The sequence below is a fragment of the Herbaspirillum sp. AP02 genome, assembly GCF_015767275.1.
Classification (GTDB): Bacteria; Pseudomonadota; Gammaproteobacteria; order Burkholderiales; family Burkholderiaceae_D; genus Herbaspirillum.
In genome coordinates this window covers 854,081-870,236 of the sequence record NZ_JADWMY010000001.1, presented here as the reverse complement: position 1 = coordinate 870,236, position 16,156 = coordinate 854,081, and the positions used below count along the sequence as shown (strand labels likewise).

At 62.9% G+C, this 16,156-nt stretch carries 13 protein-coding genes and 1 tRNA gene; 7 read left to right on the top strand and 7 right to left on the bottom strand.

Going from position 1 to position 16,156, the window contains the following annotated elements; all coding sequences use genetic code 11:
• Positions 1 to 14: 14 nt before the first annotated feature.
• A complete protein-coding gene (locus tag I5R65_RS03915; protein WP_180667606.1) occupies positions 15 to 1,499 on the bottom strand; it encodes a deoxyribodipyrimidine photo-lyase in 1,485 nt (494 codons plus the stop codon).
• Between the two features lie 247 nt (positions 1,500 to 1,746).
• Here I5R65_RS03915 and I5R65_RS24410 point away from each other — a divergent pair, with 247 nt between their 5' ends.
• On the top strand, positions 1,747 to 3,279 hold the full coding sequence (locus tag I5R65_RS24410) for a methyl-accepting chemotaxis protein (protein WP_305037789.1): 1,533 nt from the start codon (positions 1,747 to 1,749) through the stop codon (positions 3,277 to 3,279).
• A 104-nt stretch (positions 3,280 to 3,383) separates the two neighbouring features.
• Here I5R65_RS24410 and I5R65_RS03905 read toward each other — a convergent pair.
• Positions 3,384 to 3,468: transfer RNA gene (locus I5R65_RS03905), tRNA-Leu, on the bottom strand.
• A gap of 236 nt (positions 3,469 to 3,704) precedes the next feature.
• On the opposite strand from I5R65_RS03905, the gene rnr reads away from it, so the two are divergent.
• The 3 genes from rnr to cysE all read left to right on the top strand — a co-directional run bounded on the left by rnr (position 3,705) and on the right by cysE (position 7,898).
• A complete protein-coding gene (gene rnr / locus I5R65_RS03900) occupies positions 3,705 to 6,218 on the top strand; it encodes a ribonuclease R (RefSeq protein ID WP_180667610.1) in 2,514 nt (837 codons plus the stop codon).
• 90 nt (positions 6,219 to 6,308) lie between these two features.
• Positions 6,309 to 7,046, top strand: coding sequence for a 23S rRNA (guanosine(2251)-2'-O)-methyltransferase RlmB (gene rlmB / locus I5R65_RS03895; RefSeq protein ID WP_006463568.1), 738 nt, complete (start codon positions 6,309 to 6,311; stop codon positions 7,044 to 7,046).
• 99 nt (positions 7,047 to 7,145) lie between these two features.
• Positions 7,146 to 7,898: a serine O-acetyltransferase gene (gene cysE, locus I5R65_RS03890; RefSeq protein ID WP_180667612.1), complete on the top strand. Its 753-nt coding sequence runs from the start codon at positions 7,146 to 7,148 to the stop codon at positions 7,896 to 7,898.
• Positions 7,899 to 7,958: 60 nt separating this feature from the next.
• Here the strand turns inward: cysE and I5R65_RS03885 are convergent, their stop codons facing one another.
• From I5R65_RS03885 to I5R65_RS03865, 5 genes are all read right to left on the bottom strand, one after another.
• Positions 7,959 to 8,750 carry a UDP-2,3-diacylglucosamine diphosphatase gene (locus tag I5R65_RS03885; RefSeq protein WP_180667615.1) on the bottom strand — a complete coding sequence of 264 codons (792 nt, stop codon included), beginning with the start codon at positions 8,748 to 8,750 and terminating at the stop codon, positions 7,959 to 7,961.
• Positions 8,751 to 8,772: 22 nt separating this feature from the next.
• Entirely contained in the window at positions 8,773 to 9,261 is a 489-nt protein-coding gene (locus I5R65_RS03880; protein ID WP_077238520.1) for a peptidylprolyl isomerase, read from the bottom strand.
• 82 nt (positions 9,262 to 9,343) lie between these two features.
• Positions 9,344 to 9,913 (bottom strand): peptidylprolyl isomerase, encoded by a 570-nt coding sequence (locus tag I5R65_RS03875; protein ID WP_180667617.1) that lies wholly within the window; start codon positions 9,911 to 9,913, stop codon positions 9,344 to 9,346.
• On the bottom strand, positions 9,910 to 11,127 hold the full coding sequence (locus tag I5R65_RS03870; RefSeq protein ID WP_180667713.1) for a L,D-transpeptidase: 1,218 nt from the start codon (positions 11,125 to 11,127) through the stop codon (positions 9,910 to 9,912). The genes I5R65_RS03875 and I5R65_RS03870 overlap by 4 nt, the downstream gene beginning before the upstream one ends.
• A 36-nt stretch (positions 11,128 to 11,163) precedes the next feature.
• On the bottom strand, positions 11,164 to 12,675 hold the full coding sequence (locus I5R65_RS03865; RefSeq protein ID WP_180667619.1) for a nuclear transport factor 2 family protein: 1,512 nt from the start codon (positions 12,673 to 12,675) through the stop codon (positions 11,164 to 11,166).
• A 244-nt stretch (positions 12,676 to 12,919) separates the two neighbouring features.
• Between I5R65_RS03865 and cysS the strand changes: the two genes are divergently transcribed.
• From cysS to I5R65_RS03850, 3 genes are all read left to right on the top strand, one after another.
• A complete protein-coding gene (gene cysS, locus I5R65_RS03860; RefSeq protein WP_180667623.1) occupies positions 12,920 to 14,311 on the top strand; it encodes a cysteine--tRNA ligase in 1,392 nt (463 codons plus the stop codon).
• Between the two features lies 1 nt (position 14,312).
• Positions 14,313 to 14,972 (top strand): DNA-3-methyladenine glycosylase, encoded by a 660-nt coding sequence (locus I5R65_RS03855; protein WP_180667624.1) that lies wholly within the window; start codon positions 14,313 to 14,315, stop codon positions 14,970 to 14,972.
• Positions 14,973 to 15,119: 147 nt separating this feature from the next.
• On the top strand, positions 15,120 to 16,100 hold the full coding sequence (locus I5R65_RS03850) for an acetyl-CoA carboxylase carboxyltransferase subunit alpha (protein ID WP_180667625.1): 981 nt from the start codon (positions 15,120 to 15,122) through the stop codon (positions 16,098 to 16,100).
• Positions 16,101 to 16,156 lie beyond the last annotated feature (56 nt).

The window sequence follows — 16,156 nt, the reverse complement described above, 5'->3', positions numbered from 1 at the left end:
ATCGGTCGATGGGCTTATTCGGCCTTCTTCACCACTGCATAACGTTCTAGCGTGCGCTCGCGCGCCTGGGCGTGGTCCACGATGGGGCGCGGATAGTTCTGGCCCAGCGTCACGCCCGCGTCCATGCGCTCGTCCGGCGTGGCCGTCCATGGTGCGTGGATGCGCTTGTCGGACAGCTTGGCCAGTTGCGGCAGGTAGCGCCGGATGAACTTGCCGTCGGGGTCGAACTTCTCCGACTGCGTGACCGGGTTGAAGATGCGGAAATAGGGTTGGGCATCGCAACCCGAGGAAGAGGCCCATTGCCAGCCGCCATTGTTGGCGGACAGGTCGAAGTCATTGAGGTGGATGGCGAAATAGCGCTCGCCCCGGCGCCAGTCGATGCCCAGGTCCTTGGTCAGGAAGCTGGCCACCACCATGCGCAGGCGATTGTGCATGTAGCCGGTCTGGTTGATCTGGGCCATGGCCGCGTCCACCAGCGGGTAGCCGGTGCGGCCCTCGCACCAGGCGGCGAACAATTCATCGGCATGCGGGCCCTGTTCCCAGCGGATGGCGTCGTACTCTGGCTTGAAGGCTTTTTCAGTCACACGCGGATGATGGTGAAGGATCATGAAGTAGAAATCGCGCCAGGTCAGCTCCGACAGCCATACCGCGGCCCCGGCCGCACCCTGGCCGGCGTGCATGGCCTGCATCGCCGTGCGCGCCAGGGTACGGATGGACACCGTGCCGAAGCGCAGGTGGACCGACAGGTAGGACGGCCCCTTCACCGCCGGGAAATCACGCGCCGTGCCGTAGGCGCCGATGCGGCCGAGGAAGTCATCCAGCAGCGCCTGGCCGCCGGACATGCCGGTGGGGATCTTCAGTTCCTGCAGATTGCTGGGCGCAAAGCCGAGTTGCTCGTGGCTGGGCAGGGCGTGGGCCAGCCTGGCGGGCGGCCTGGCCAGCGCTTTGAGGTATTTTTCCACCGGATAGGGTTTGAGGTAGAAATCGCCACCGGCGGCGGCCAGCTTGGCCATCCAGGCGTTCTTGTAGGGCGTGAAGACCGAGAAGGGCTTGGCCGACTGGGTCAGCACTTCCTCTTTCTCGAAGATGACCTGATCCTTGTAGCTCAGCAGCTGCGTTCCTTGTTGCTTCAGTTGTCGTGCCACCCACTGGTCACGCGCGATGGCCGCCGGTTCATAGTCGGCATTGGTGAAGACCGCCTGCACCTTCAGTTCGGCCGCCAGCTCGGTAATGCGCTGCGCCGCTGCGCCATGCAGCACGATCAGGCCGCCACCGGCCTCGCGCAAGGCGGCATCCAGTTCAGCCACGCTGGCCAGCAGGAAGTCGATGCGGCGGTCGCGGGTGACGCCTTCGGCCTTGAGGGCGTCCAGGATGTCGGTATCGAAGACGAATGCGCACCAGACCTTGGCGCTCTGAGAGAGCGCATGGTACAGGGCGGCGTGGTCGGTGTGACGCAGGTCGCGGCGGAACCAGACCAGGGAATTCTCGAAGTGGGGCATTGCGTTTGCAGGTTGGGGTTGCTCAGGATCGCGTTCGGAAAGAAAAGCTCGCTTTCCGATGCTGGCTACTGATTGGTAGCGTCTGTCCCGGATGATAAAAGATTTCTGCCGATTTGACGCGAAGCATCTCAAGTGCGACATCAGCTGACCGATAATGACTCATCCGTATGAGGATGCGAGTGCGGGCAGCGGCGCAGGTGCAATGGCTGCGTCTCACACAATGGGAGATGGGGAAGCAATGAAGAATATGACAATTGGTGTCCGTCTGGGGTTGGCATTTGCGGCGGTTCTGGTGTTGATGGCAATGATTACCGGCATCGGCGTCTGGCGCCTGCAGGCCGTAAGCAAACTCAACGACATGATGGTCAACGATGCGCTGGTCAAGGAGCGGCTGGTCAACACCTTCTACAAGTCCATCGAAATCAACATCGGGCGCATCGTGGCGGCGGCCAAGAATGCGGACCCCGAGCAGCAGAAGTTCTACAAGCAGGAAATCGGTGCCACCATCAGCAAGAACAATGAGCTGGTCAAGCGCATGGAAGAGCTGATCACCGACGATGCCGGTCGGGCCGGTCTGAACGAGATCAACGAGCGGCGCAAGGTGGTGCTGGCGGCCAATGCCGCCGTCTTCAAGGAAAAGGATGCCGGCAACGAGGAAGCCGCGCGCAAGGCGGTTGACGAACAGCTGTTGCCCAGCACGCGGGTCTACCTGGCCGCCATCGAAAAGCTGGCGAACCTGCAGACCGAGCGCATCCAGAGCCTGACGGTGGAGATCGACGGCCTGTTCCGGACGGCGCGCATCGTGATGATGACGCTGGGGGTGATCGCCATCCTGTTGGGAATCGTGCTGGCGCTGGTCATCACGCGCTCCATCACGACGCCGCTGAACAAGGCGGTCGATGTCGCCAGTCGCGTGGCCAAGGGGCAGCTGGACAACCAGATCGAGGTCAGTCGCGGCGATGAGACCGGGCAACTGATGCGCGCGCTCAAGGAAATGAACGACAACCTGGTGGGCATCGTCAGTCGCGTGCGCCAGGGTACCGACACCATTGCCACGGCCTCTACCGAAATCGCCGACGGCAATCTGGACCTGTCCAATCGCACCGAACAGCAGGCCAGTTCGCTGGAAGAGACTGCCTCGGCGATGGAAGAACTGACCTCCACGGTCAAGCAGAACGCCGACAATGCGCGCCAGGCCAACCAACTGGCGGCGTCTGCGTCCGAGGTGGCGGTGCAGGGCGGCTCGGTGGTGTCGGAGGTGGTGGCGACGATGGGCTCGATCAACGATTCCTCGCGCAAGATCGTGGACATCATCGCAGTGATCGATGGCATCGCTTTCCAGACCAACATCCTGGCCTTGAACGCCGCGGTGGAAGCGGCCCGTGCCGGTGAACAGGGGCGTGGCTTCGCGGTGGTGGCCTCGGAAGTGCGCACCCTGGCCCAGCGGTCGGCCAGTGCGGCCAAGGAAATCAAGGAGCTGATCGGCGATTCGGTAGGCAAGGTCGAGGCCGGCAGCAAGCTGGTCGAGCAGGCCGGTACGACCATGGAGGAAGTGGTGGCCAGCGTACGCCGGGTGACCGACATCGTGGGCGAGATCACGTCCGCCTCGCAGGAGCAGAGTGATGGCATCGAGCAGGTCAACCAGGCCATCAACCTGATGGACGAGGCGACCCAGCAGAATGCGGCACTGGTCGAGCAGGCCGCCGCCGCGGCGCGCCAGATGCAGGAACAGGCTGCTTCCCTGAGCGAGACGGTGAGCGTGTTCCGGCTGCGCGGATAGGTAGGGAAGGGGGGCAAGGCGCGCAGGCGCTTTGCGCGTGGTCCCCAAGGAAGGTCAAAAACGCAAAAGGCCGATTGATTTTCATCAATCGACCTTTTTTGTTTTGGTGCCCACGGAGGGACTCGAACCCCCACACCTCGCGGCACATGGACCTGAACCATGCGCGTCTACCAATTCCGCCACGTGGGCTGCGCTGTAAAGCGAAGACCGTGATTATAGATGGTCTGTGAATGCTGTCAATGGTTTTTTTGCTGCGATGAAGGTTTTTTCGTTGCATTACGATGCTTTAACCGGTCAGCACGCTATTATTGCGGTTAGGTAAATGGATGCAACTCCGTTACACTAGGCACTCCATCCGCCGGTGCCCGTATTTTTTCGCTATTTTCCTGCTCCGGCCTTGTCAACAATTGCGCGAAACGAAACTTTTGAGCCAATTCCCCTATTCCATTCCCAGCCGGGAAGAAATCCTCGGCATCCTGCGTACTTCCTCCGGCGCGCAAAACGCTGCCGCACTGGCAGCCGCGCTTGGCGTCAAGCCTGAAGAAATGGATGGTCTGACGCGCCGCCTCAACGCCATGGAGCGTGACGGCCAGATCAAGCCGGATCGCGCTGGTCACTACAAGCTGACCCATTCACCGGACTTCATCCTGGGCCGCGTCTCCAGCCATCGCGACGGTTTCGGCTTCCTGCTGCCCGATGATGGCAGCGCCGACCTGTTCCTGCCCGAGAAGGAAATGCAGAAGGTCATGCACGGTGACCGCGTCCAGGCCCGCATCGTCGGCACCGACCGTCGCGGCCGCCCGGAGGGGACCATCGTCGAAGTGGTGGATCGCGCCAATACCCATGTGATCGGTCGCCTGCTCAACGAGAACGGCGTCTGGGTGGTCGCCCCCGAAGACAAGCGTATCGGCCATGACGTGCTGTTGGCCGGTTCGCCAGGCAAGGCCAAGGCAGGACAGGTGGTCAGCGTGGAATTGACCGAGCATCCCTCGCGCTATACCCAGCCCGTGGGCAAGATCGTCGAAATCCTCGGCGATATCGACGACCCCGGCATGGAAATCGAAATCGCCGTGCGCAAGTACGGCGTGCCCCATGAATTCTCGGACGCGGCCAAGAAGCTCTCCGCCAAGCTGCCCAGCGAAGTCAAGGCGGCCGACCTGAAGGACCGTGTCGATCTGCGCGATGTGCCGATGGTCACCATCGACGGCGAAGACGCCCGCGACTTCGACGACGCGGTCTATTGCGAACCGGTCAAGATCGGTCGCACCAAGGGTTACCGCCTGATCGTGGCGATCGCCGACGTCAGCCACTACGTCAAGCCCAACGACGCCCTGGATACCGACGCGCTGGAACGCAGCACCTCGGTCTATTTCCCGCGCCGGGTCATCCCGATGCTGCCGGAAAAGCTCTCCAACGGCCTGTGCTCGTTGAACCCCGATGTCGATCGCCTGACCCTGGTATGCGATGCCGTGATCACCGCCAAGGGCGAGATCAAGGCCTACCAGTTCTACCCCGCCGTGATCCACTCGGCGGCCCGCCTGACCTATACCGAAGTGGCCTCGATCCTGGGCAATACCAAGGGACCGGAAGCGGCGCGTCGCATCGGCCTGGTGCCGCACCTGACGCATCTCTACGAAGTCTTCCAGGCGCTGCTGACGGCGCGCCAGGCGCGTGGCGCCATCGACTTCGAGACCACCGAGACCTACATCGTCTGCAATGCCGCCGGCAAGATCGAGAAGATCCTGCCGCGTACCCGCAACGATGCGCACCGCCTGATCGAAGAGTGCATGCTGGCGGCCAACGTCTGCGCCGCCGACCTGTTGAAGCGCCACGATCATCCGGCGCTGTACCGTATCCACGCCGGCCCGACCAAGGAAAAACTGACCCAGCTGCGGACCTTCCTCAAGCAGGTCGGCCTCACGCTGGGTGGTGGCGACACCCCCAGCGCGTCCGACTATGCGGAACTGATGCCGAAGGTCAAGGCGCGTCCGGATGCCATCCTGATCCAGACCATGCTGCTGCGCTCGATGCAGCAGGCGGTCTACAGTCCGGACAACATCGGTCACTTCGGTCTGTCCTACGAGTCCTACGCGCACTTCACCAGCCCGATCCGCCGCTATCCCGACCTGCTGACCCATCGTGCCATCAAGGCCGTGCTGCAGGGCAAGCGCTACGAGCCCAAGGGTATCGACAGCAGCGTGCTCAATACCTCGATCTCGCCGGCTGCCCGCAAGGCCCAGGCACTGCAGCGCGCCACCGACAAGGCGGCCGGCAAGAAGCCGCGCGGCGAAAGCGCGCTGGCGATCTGGGAAGCGCTGGGCTTGCACTGCTCGGCCAACGAACGTCGCGCTGACGAGGCCTCGCGTGATGTGGAAGCATGGCTGAAGTGCTACTTCATCCGCGACAAGCTGGGCGAGGAATTCACCGGCACCATCGCCGGCGTGGCGACCTTCGGTATCTTCGTGCAGCTCGATGCGCTCTATATCGAAGGCCTGGTGCACGTCACCGAACTGGGCGCCGACTACTTCCAGTACGACGAAGCACGCCACGAACTGCGCGGCGAACGCACCGGCATCCGTTACCAGCTGACCGATCGCGTGACCGTGCAGGTCAGCCGGGTCGATCTGGATGCGCGCAAGATCGATCTGTCGCTGGTCAACGAGCCGGGCATCCGTACCCTGATCAAGAACGAAGCCAAGCGCGCCGAAAGCGCCGCGCGCGGCAAGTCAGGAACGGCCAGGAACAATGCCGACAGCGATGCCGCCCAGCCGCCAGCACGCGGCAAGAGAAATGCCGCTGCCAAGCCCGCGGTCGCAGCCGGCAAGGGCAAACCGGCCCAGGCCAAGGCGGGTGCCGGCGGCCATGCCCGATCCGGCGAAGCCGACCGCAAGCGCGCCGCCAACAAGGGTTTCAGCAAGGGCAGCAAGAAGAAGCGATGAGCATGTCCCCGGCGGCCGATTGCCAAGGCAGCGTGCGGCCGGGTTTGATGGAATGATTTGACCGCAAGACGAAAGACACAAGCAGGATCTATGAAGAGCAAAATGATTTTCGGCTTCCATGCCGTGACCTCCCGCATCCGTCACGAGGCCTCCTCGGTGGACGAGATCTACGTGGATGCAGAGCGCCGCGACCGCCGCATGCTGGATATGCTGCATGCCGCCAAGGAAGCCAACGTACGCATCATCCAGGCCGATGACCAGCGCCTCTCGGCCATGGTCGGGACGCGCCGCCACCAGGGTGTGGTCGCCAAGGCTGCCACACTGTCGCTGGCGCGCACCCTGGATGAGTTGCTGGACGCCGTGGTCGGCCCGCCGCTGCTGCTGATCCTGGACGGCATCACCGATCCGCACAACCTGGGGGCCTGCCTGCGCGTGGCCGATGGTGCCGGCGCGCATGCCGTGATCGCTCCCAAGGACCGCGCCGTGGGCCTGAACGCCACCGCCATGAAGGTCTCCAGCGGTGCTTCCGACACCGTGCCCTACATCACCGTCACCAACCTGGCGCGCACCATGCGCGACCTGAAGGAGCGTGGCGTCTGGATCATCGGCACCACCGACGACGCCGAGAAGGGCCTCTACGAGGGCGACTTCACCGGCCCCACCGCACTGGTCATGGGTTCCGAAGGCGAGGGCATGCGCCGCCTGACCCGCGAGACCTGCGACGTGCTGGTCAACATCCCCATGTTCGGCTCGGTCGAGAGCCTGAACGTGTCGGTGGCATCGGGCGTGTGTCTGTACGAGGCGCGACGCCAGCGCTTGCCCAGGTAAGTCCGGTCATCCCCGCATGACAACATCGCCGGACTTTGTGTCCGGCGATTTTTTTTGTCGTTCCACCCCGCAGTTCGTTCAACGTTTCAGGAAACCACCATGTTCAGCCGACTCAGAGAAGACATCGCCAGCATCCGTGAGCGCGACCCCGCCGCACGCAATAGCTGGGAGGTGCTGACCTGTTATCCCGGCCTGCATGCGGTGATCCTGCACCGCTGGGCCAAGGCCTGCTGGCACGCCGACCTGAAGTGGCTGGGACGCTTCATCTCGCAACTGGGGCGCACGCTGACCGGTATCGAGATCCATCCCGGCGCCACCATCGGCCGCCGTGTCTTCATCGACCACGGCATGGGCGTGGTCATCGGCGAGACCGCTGTGGTCGGCGATGATTCGACCATCTACCAGGGCGTGACCCTGGGGGGGACGTCGCTGTCCAAGGGCGCCAAGCGCCATCCTACCCTGGGACGCGGCGTCATCATCGGTGCCGGCGCCAAGGTCCTGGGCGGCTTTACGGTGGGTGATGGCGCCAAGGTCGGCTCCAATGCGGTGGTGACCAAGGAAGTGCCAGCGGGCGCCACGGCGGTCGGCAACCCGGCCCGCATCGTCGAACGCAATCCCGGGCCGGTCGAGCGCGACCAGGCGGCCGCTCGCCTGTTCGCGGCCTACGGCGTCATGCCCAATGGCGATGACCCGCTCTCCAAGGCGCTGCATGGCCTGATCAACCAGGTGGCGGCACAGGAGCAGCAGCTTGAGGTGGTGCTGGCAGCCTTGAAGGGCGCGGGGATAGGGTGTCGACGACTGGAAGAAACAACCCACTTCGACGCCGCCCGGTTGAACCGGCTGGTGGACTGAAGTGAGGCCGGAGTCCGCAGCCGGAACCAAGCCGGCTGCGGTGCACGGTGGCGCCGGGATTCAGGCGATCTCGTCGCCTTGGGTGTCATGCCGATGCAGCATGCCGTCGGCGCTCAGGCTGATCCAGCCACCGCGCGGCGTCTCGACGTCGTATTCCCAGTCCGGCAGGACGTAGCGCAGCCGGCGGGTCTCACCGTCATCCAGCCGATGCAGGGCAGGGCGGTGCGTATGACCGTGGATCAGTACGTCGCTGCCGGTCTGCGCGAAGAGCGCAGCGATGGCGTCGGCATTGACATCCATGATGGCCATTTCCTTGCTCTGGTTGGCGTCCTGGCTGTTCTTGCGGATGCCTTCGATGATGGCCTTGCGCTGCGCCAGCGGCATGGCCAGGAACTGCTGCTGGTAGGCCGGCTGCCGCACCTGGGCGCGAAAGGCCATGTAGGCGTGGTCATCGGTGCACTGGGCATCGCCATGGGCCAGCGCCAGCTTGCGCCCGGCGACGGTGATCACCGTCGGATCGTCCAGCAGCGTCAGTCCGGCGGCGTCCGCAAAGCCCTGGCCCACCAGGAAATCACGGTTGCCGGCCATCCAGAACAGTTGAACGCCGTGCGCCTGCACGGCCTTCAGGGCGTCGGCGATCTGCTGGTTGTAGGGGGTGACCAGGTCGTCGTCGCCAGCCCAGTATTCGAAGATGTCGCCCAGCAGGTAGAGCTGCTGCGTGCGCGCGGCGTGGTTCTGCAGGAAGGACAGGAAGGCCGCCGTGGTACGCGGCAGGGAGGCTTGTAGATGGAGGTCGGAAACAAAAAGCGCAACCGTCGGTTGCGCTTTTTGCATGAACTGGAAATCAGTCATGGTCGGGTGAAGAGGGTCTGGCTCAGACCACTTCGGCCTTCTCGATCACCACATCTTCCGCCGGGACGTCGGCGAACATGCCGGAGCGGGTGGTCTTGACGCCCTTGATCTTGTCGACCACTTCAGTGCCTTCGACGACCTTGCCGAAGACGCAGTAGCCCCAACCGTCCTGGCCCGGGAAATCCAGGAAGCTGTTGTTCTTGACGTTGATGAAGAACTGCGCCGAGGCCGAGTGCGGGGCGGCGGTGCGGGCCATGGCCAGGGTGTAGGGCTCGTTCTTTAGGCCATTCTTGGCTTCGTTCTCGATGGGTTCTTTGGTTTCCTTCTGCTTCATGCCGGGTTCGAAGCCGCCGCCCTGGATCATGAAACCGTCGATGACGCGGTGGAAGATGGTGCCGTTGTAGTGACCTGCATTGACGTAAGCCAGGAAGTTTTCAACGGTCTTCGGCGCTTTTTCCGCGTCCAGTTCGATCTTGATGTTGCCGTGGTTGGTGGTGAGCAGAACTGCCATGTTGAATCCTTTGCTTGAGGGTAAAAATAAAAAAACGAGGCGGGCAACGCTGGCCCGCCTGGCATGCCGGTGCGGTCCAGACTTACTTGACGATGCTGGCCGATTCGATCACCACCGGAGTGGTCGGGACATCACCGCCACCGGTGCGCACCTGCTTGATCTTGTCGACCACGTCGGTGCCGGCGATCACCTTGCCGAACACCGCATAACCCCAACCATCCTGACCCGGATAGTCCAGGAAGCGGTTGTTGGCGACGTTGATGAAGAATTGCGCGGTGGCCGAATGCGGCGCCGAGGTGCGCGCCATGGCCACAGTATAAACCTCGTTCTTCAAACCGTTATTGGCCTCGTTCTTGATGGGCGCATCGGTGGGCTTTTCGCGCAGGTTCTGGTCCATGCCGCCGCCCTGGATCATGAAACCGTTGATGATGCGGTGGAACACGGTGCCGTTGTACTGGCCCTTCTTGACGTACTTGAGGAAGTTGTCGACCGAGACCGGCGCTTTTTCCGGATTCAGCTCGAGGGTGATGTCGCCCATGTTGGTCTTGAGCAGCACGCGGGGGGCGTCGGCGGCCAGCGCCGGGGAGGCCAGCGTAGCCGACAGGGAGAGGGCTGCTGCCACATGCAGCAGTTGACGACGAGAAATGATCATGCGTTGCCTTCGTAAATGATTTTCCATTGCGACCCTTCTCGCACCCAGTACTGGCGCTTGCGGATCGCGTTCTTGCTCTTGCCGACGGCACTTTCCTGGGTGAAGGTGCTGACGATCATGTCTTCCGGTGTGCCGGGATAGCGGAACAGGCTGACATCGCGCAGTTTGACACTGGTATAGCGCGCGCCGTTCAGGCTCTTTTGCTGGCGGCCGAACCAGGTGCTCAGGTTTTCGCCCTGGGCCGAGCGGAATTCGGGGGAATAGTACGACAGGACCTTGTCGGCATCGGCGTTTTCCAGCGACTGGCCCCAGTCTTCCAGCATGGCGTTGGCGGCATCGCGCTGTTTGGCCCATTCGCCCTTGTCCACGAACTGCACGTGCTGGCTGATCACCACCACCGTCCTGCCGACCTCGGCCGTGGAATACAGGCTCTGCAGGTCGGGATTGGCCAATACCACGCAGCCGTCGGAAGACAGGGGTGGGCGGCTGAAGTTGTCCGAGGGCGTACCGTGCAGCCAGATGCCATAGCCGCTGCGGCCATTGCGCTTATCCCATTCGTTGGGGTAGGACAGCGGCAGGGCGCCGGTACCATAGAAATCGGGCAGCTTGGGGCCGGGGATGCGGTTGTTGACGTAGTACACGCCGATGGGTGTGCGCTGGTCGCCGGACTTGGTCTTGTTGGCGCCAAAGCGGCCCTGCGAGACGTAGTAGTCGGTCAGGTACTTCAGTTCGCCGCCCTGGTTCTCATACACGTACAGCCGCGAACGGGTGGTGTCGACCACCAGCACGTTTTTCTGGTCGTCGCCGACCTGCAGCACGGCCTTGGGGATCAGGTGGGGATCTGGTTTTTCCTGCAGTGACCGTATGCGCACCATGGCTTCGTCACGCAGTTCCTTGAGCTTGTCGGTCGGGCCGTCGGCCATGGCGCCAAAGTTGCGTACCGGACGCGCGTGCATCAGCAGCAGGTCGCCCCGCACCAGATGGCCCAGGCGGAAGGTCGGATAGGCCGCCACCAAGGCGTCGGCCTTGACCTGGGCCTCGCGCAGGCGATTGGCCCCGAGGTCCTTGTAGATGTCGATCAGCAAGGCTTCCGGATCAGGCTTGGCCTCGGCCGCGCCGGCCGGACTGCTCTGCGGCGGAATGGAAGAAGAAGAGGCCACGCTGCCCATCGAGGGCAGACCTGCCAGACATAACATCAGCAGGCGTCCCAGCATGCGCATGGAACGCCCTTGCAAAGCGCTAGCCACCAATTACCCTCCCGATCGTTCCTGTTTGATCAGCCATCGATTGCCCTGTTTGACGAAAATCAGGGTCTTGCGGCTGTCCACCGTCAGCCGATCCGAATTATATATCTGGCGATAGCGCACGGTGGCGGTGTTGCCATTGATGCTGACCGTGGCATTGCTGACCTTGACGCTGATGCGGCCCTTGTCCTCGATACGGGCGCGGCGTTCTTCGGCCCATTCCTTGCGGGACGCGCCCTTGGGGGTATCGAAATCGCTGGCATAGTGGCCCAGGTAGCTGCGCACATCCTTGTCGCTCCACGACTTGGCCCAGCCGTTGAGGGCCGCCAGGATCGCTGTCTTCTCCTGTTCGGCACCGGCTTCGGCCTTGGCCTTTTCCTTGTCGGCGCGGGCCTTGTCAGCCTTGGCCTTCTCGGCGGCCGCCAGCTTGTCGGCACGGGCCTTCTCGGCGGCGGCCTGGGCGGCTTTTTCCTTCTCGGCGCGGGCGGCCTGTTCCTTGGCCAGCTTGTCGGACTTGTCCTTTTCCTTCTGAGCCAGCAGTTCGGCCTGCTTCTGATCGGCGGCGGCCTTGTCGGCGGCGGCCTTTTGCGCGCGCGCCTGTTCGGCGGCCAGTTGCTCGGCACGTGCCTTGTCGGAGCGGGCCTTGTCGGCAGCAGCCTTGTCCGCGGCAGCCTTTTCTGCCGCTGCCTTATCCGAAGCAGCCTTGTCGGCGGCTGCCTTGTCTGCAGCGGCCTTGTCGGCCTGAGCCTTTTCCTTGTCGGCAGTAGCCTGGGCAATGGCAGTCTTTTCCGCTTCGGCCTTGTCGGCGGCAGCCTGCTGGGCCGCTTTTTCCGCCGCCAGGGCCTTGACGCGCTGCTGCTGTTCGGCGGCGCTGGCGTCGGCCTTGGCTTTGGCGTCGCGCTGAGCGCTGGCCGCGGAGGCCAGGCGCGGCACGGTGCCGCCGGTGGTATTGCCGTTCAGGGAGCGCAGCAGGGTCAGCTTGGGTTGCGGCACGTTGGCACCCGGATCGATCTGCAGTGCCTTGTCATAAGCCTGACTGGCCAGCTTGGCATAGACGTCGCCCAGGTTTTCCAGCGCCGTGGCATAGGTCGGGTTGGTGCGCATGGCCATGTCCAGCGCGCCACGGGCCTTGTCGTACTGGCCGTCGGCTGCGTACAGCACGGCCAGGTTGTTGTAGGGCTCGGGCAGGTCGGGGAAATCTTCGGTCAGCTTGCTGAACACCGCGATGGCCTCCGCAGAACGGTTTTGTTCTGCTAAGATCAGCCCCTTCGTGAAACGCAGTTGCGCATCGCGCGGGTGTTTCGCCAGCACGGCATCGGTCTTGGTCAGCGCCTCGGCATACTGGCCTGCCCGCATCAGCTTGTTGATGTCAGACATTTCGCTGGCATGCGCGAGCCCGGGCGCTGCCCCGAACAGGGCGGCCACCAGGCTGGACAACACTGCTGTCTTGTGGGCAGTCTTGCTGATCAAACCGCGCAAACCATGAATGGATGTCTGTTCTTGTGATTCTGGGGCCATGGTTTTATCGATGCTATACTCGAAGAAATTCGAAGAAATTCAAAGAAAGCTGGCATTTTATAACAAACAGGTAAGACAAAAAGAGGTTTGGCTACCGTGACCCGTTCATGTCGCAATTGCTGCTAGAACAATGATCCCCAGGCAGGGGCATTCCAGCGCCAAGTCTTTCCCCGGTGCGGACCCCGCGCAATTTGCATGAACCCGGCACCCCCAGCGGTAACGCCAGAACCAGAATTCCCATCCCATGAGCGAGCTCAAGATTTACAACACGCTAGCGCGTGATAAGCAGACCTTTTCCCCGATCGAACCTGGCAAGGTGCGCCTGTACGTGTGCGGCATGACCGTGTATGACTATTGCCATATCGGCCATGCGCGAGTGCTGGTGGTGTTCGACATGGTGCAGCGCTGGCTGCGCGCTTCCGGTTATGCAGTGACCTATGTGCGCAACATTACCGACATCGATGACAAGATCATCAAGCGCGCCCTGGAAAACGGCGAAACCATCAGCCAGCTGACCCATCGCTTCATCGACGCCATGAACGAGGATGCCGGCGCCCTGGGCGTGCAGCGCCCCGACCATGAGCCGCGCGCCACCCGGTACGTGCCGCAGATGCTGGACCTGATCGGCAAGCTGGAAAAGAATGGCCTGGCCTACAAGGCCAGCGACGGCGACGTCAATTACTCGGTGCGTGACTTCCCCGGCTACGGCAAGCTGTCCGGCAAGTCGCTGGACGACCTGCGCGCCGGCGAGCGCGTCGATGTCAACACCGGCAAGCGCGACCCGCTGGACTTCGTCCTGTGGAAGGCGGCCAAGCCGACCGAGCCGGACGAGGCCAAGTGGGATTCGCCCTGGGGCTGTGGCCGCCCGGGCTGGCATATCGAGTGCTCGGCCATGTCCAGCGACCTGCTGGGCGACCACTTCGACATCCACGGCGGCGGTCAGGATCTGCAGTTCCCGCACCACGAAAATGAAATCGCCCAGTCCGAAGGCGCGCACCAGCACACCTTCGTCAATTATTGGATGCACAACGGCTTTGTGCGTATCGATAACGAGAAGATGTCGAAGTCCCTGGGCAATTTCTTCACCATCCGCGACGTCCTGAAGCAATACGACCCGGAAGTGCTGCGCTTCTTCATCCTGCGCGCCCACTATCGCAGTCCGCTCAATTATTCGGATGCGCACCTGGACGACGCCCGCCAGGCCTTGACCCGTCTGTATACCGCATTGAAGGATGTGCCCCCCGAGGCCGGTGGCCTGGTCGCCGACGAAGCCCATGCCCAGCGCTTCGCCGATGCCCTGAACGACGACTTCAACACCCCGGTGGCGATCTCGGTGCTGTTCGAGCTGGCCAACGAGGTCAATCGCAGCCGCTCGCCGGCACAGGCGCGCCAGTTGAAGGCGCTGGCCGGCATCCTGGGCCTGCTGCAGCGCGCGCCGGGCGAATACCTCAAGGGCGGCGCCAGTGCCGCCGGTGGTCTGGACGAAGCGGCCATCGAAGCCCTGATCGCGGCCCGCAAGGCGGCCAAGGCCGGCAAGAACTTTGCCGAAGCCGACCGCATCCGTGCCGAACTGACCGACGCCGGCATCGTTCTGGAAGACAAGCCGGGCGGCCTGACCGAATGGCGGAGAGCTTGATTTGAATACCAACCGAAAAGCCAGCGACGTCGATCCCAGCCTGATCGTTCCGGCCTACTGGGAAGAGGCCAAGGCCGAGCTGATGAAGCGCGACCGCATCATGCGCAAGCTCATCCCGCAGTTCGGGGACCTGCAATTGACGGTGCGGGGCGATGCCTTCACGACCCTGGCGCGTTCGGTGATCGGCCAGCAGATTTCGACCAAGGCCGCCAATGCGGTCTGGCAGCGCTTCCTGGAAGCCTGCCCGCGCTGCACGCCGGGCCAGGTGATTCGTACCGGTCCGGAGGCGCTCGCCGCCTGCGGCCTGTCCAAGCGCAAGGCCGAATACATCCTGGACCTGGCGGCCCATTTCAAGGCCAAGACGGTACATCCCGACAAATGGGCGGAGATGGAAGACGAAGCCGTCATTGCCGAGATGATCCAGATTCGCGGCATCGGCCGCTGGACAGCCGAGATGTTTTTGATATTTAATCTGCTGCGCCCGAATGTGCTGCCGCTGGATGACCTGGGATTGCTCAAGGGCATCAGCAACAGTTATTTCTCGGGCGAGCCGGTTTCGCGCAGCGATGCGCGCGAGGTCGCCGCGAACTGGGAACCGTGGCGCACCGTGGCCACCTGGTACCTGTGGCGCAGCCTGGACCCGCTGCCATCCGATTATTGATCCAAGGGGAAGAGGGCGCGGATGCCTCTGGTGTATACTCCGCTCCTCTCAAGATTTAAGGCAAACCGATTTATCCGGGACCATCACGCCGCAACCCGCAACGGGGCGGCCTCCCGCCGATGAACGGACTTGTTGAAAAGGAACACAATGAGTAAATCGACAACGACTTTTCTGGGCTTCGAGCAGGCCATCGCCGAGCTGGATGCCAAGATCGAAGAGTTGCGTTTTGTGCAGGACGATTCGGCCGTCGACATCTCCGAAGAGATCGAGCGCCTGGTCAAGAAAAGCCAGCAGCTGACCAAGGACATCTACGCCAAGCTGACCCCCTGGCAGGTGTCGCAGATCGCCCGCCACCCGCAACGTCCCTACACCATGGACTACGTGCGCGAGTGCTTCACCGACTTCCACGAACTGCACGGTGACCGCACCTTCGCCGACGACCAGTCCATCGTCGGTGGTCTGGCCCGCTTCAATGGCCAGGCCTGCATGGTCATCGGCCACCAGAAGGGGCGCGACACCAAGGAGCGCGCCATGCGCAACTTCGGCATGCCCAAGCCCGAAGGCTATCGCAAGGCCATGCGCCTGATGAAGGTTGCAGAGAAATTCGGCCTGCCGATCTTCACCTTCGTCGACACCCCGGGTGCCTTCCCCGGCATCGATGCCGAAGAGCGCGGCCAGTCCGAAGCCATCGGTCACAACCTGTACGTGATGGCCGAACTGAAGGTGCCGCTGATCGCCACCATCATCGGTGAAGGTGGTTCTGGCGGCGCGCTGGCCATTGCCGTGGGCGACCAGGTGCTGATGCTGCAATATGCGACCTACTCGGTGATCTCGCCGGAAGGTTGCGCTTCCATCCTGTGGAAGACCGCCGACCGCGCCGCCGATGCCGCCGAAGCACTGGGCCTGACCGCCCATCGCCTCAAGGCCATCGGTCTGATCGACAAGATCGTCAACGAACCGCTGGGCGGCGCCCATCGCGATCCCAAGCAGATGGCCGGCCTGCTCAAGCGCGCCCTGTCGGATTCGCTGCGCCAGTTCCAGGGCATGAAGACCAAGGACCTGTTGGCGGCCCGTCACGAAAAGCTGATGGCCTATGGCAAGTTCAAGGAATTGAATTCGGCGGAATAAGCCGGCGGATAGTCTTCCCCCCGGTTTCAGCTTCCACCGTTCAGGCGCCAGCGATT

Excerpts from the sequence above, each read along its gene's own strand:
- I5R65_RS03915 (WP_180667606.1), bottom strand. The coding sequence starts at position 1,499 with ATGCCCCACTTCGAGAATTCCCTGGTCTGGTTCCGCCGCGACCTGCGT.
- I5R65_RS24410 (WP_305037789.1), top strand. The coding sequence starts at position 1,747 with ATGACAATTGGTGTCCGTCTGGGGTTGGCATTTGCGGCGGTTCTGGTG.
- rlmB (WP_006463568.1), top strand. The coding sequence starts at position 6,309 with ATGAAGAGCAAAATGATTTTCGGCTTCCATGCCGTGACCTCCCGCATC.
- cysE (WP_180667612.1), top strand. The coding sequence starts at position 7,146 with ATGTTCAGCCGACTCAGAGAAGACATCGCCAGCATCCGTGAGCGCGAC.
- I5R65_RS03885 (WP_180667615.1), bottom strand. The coding sequence starts at position 8,750 with ATGACTGATTTCCAGTTCATGCAAAAAGCGCAACCGACGGTTGCGCTT.
- I5R65_RS03880 (WP_077238520.1), bottom strand. The coding sequence starts at position 9,261 with ATGGCAGTTCTGCTCACCACCAACCACGGCAACATCAAGATCGAACTG.
- I5R65_RS03875 (WP_180667617.1), bottom strand. The coding sequence starts at position 9,913 with ATGATCATTTCTCGTCGTCAACTGCTGCATGTGGCAGCAGCCCTCTCC.
- I5R65_RS03870 (WP_180667713.1), bottom strand. The coding sequence starts at position 11,127 with ATGCTGGGACGCCTGCTGATGTTATGTCTGGCAGGTCTGCCCTCGATG.
- I5R65_RS03865 (WP_180667619.1), bottom strand. The coding sequence starts at position 12,675 with ATGGCCCCAGAATCACAAGAACAGACATCCATTCATGGTTTGCGCGGT.
- cysS (WP_180667623.1), top strand. The coding sequence starts at position 12,920 with ATGAGCGAGCTCAAGATTTACAACACGCTAGCGCGTGATAAGCAGACC.
- I5R65_RS03850 (WP_180667625.1), top strand. The coding sequence starts at position 15,120 with ATGAGTAAATCGACAACGACTTTTCTGGGCTTCGAGCAGGCCATCGCC.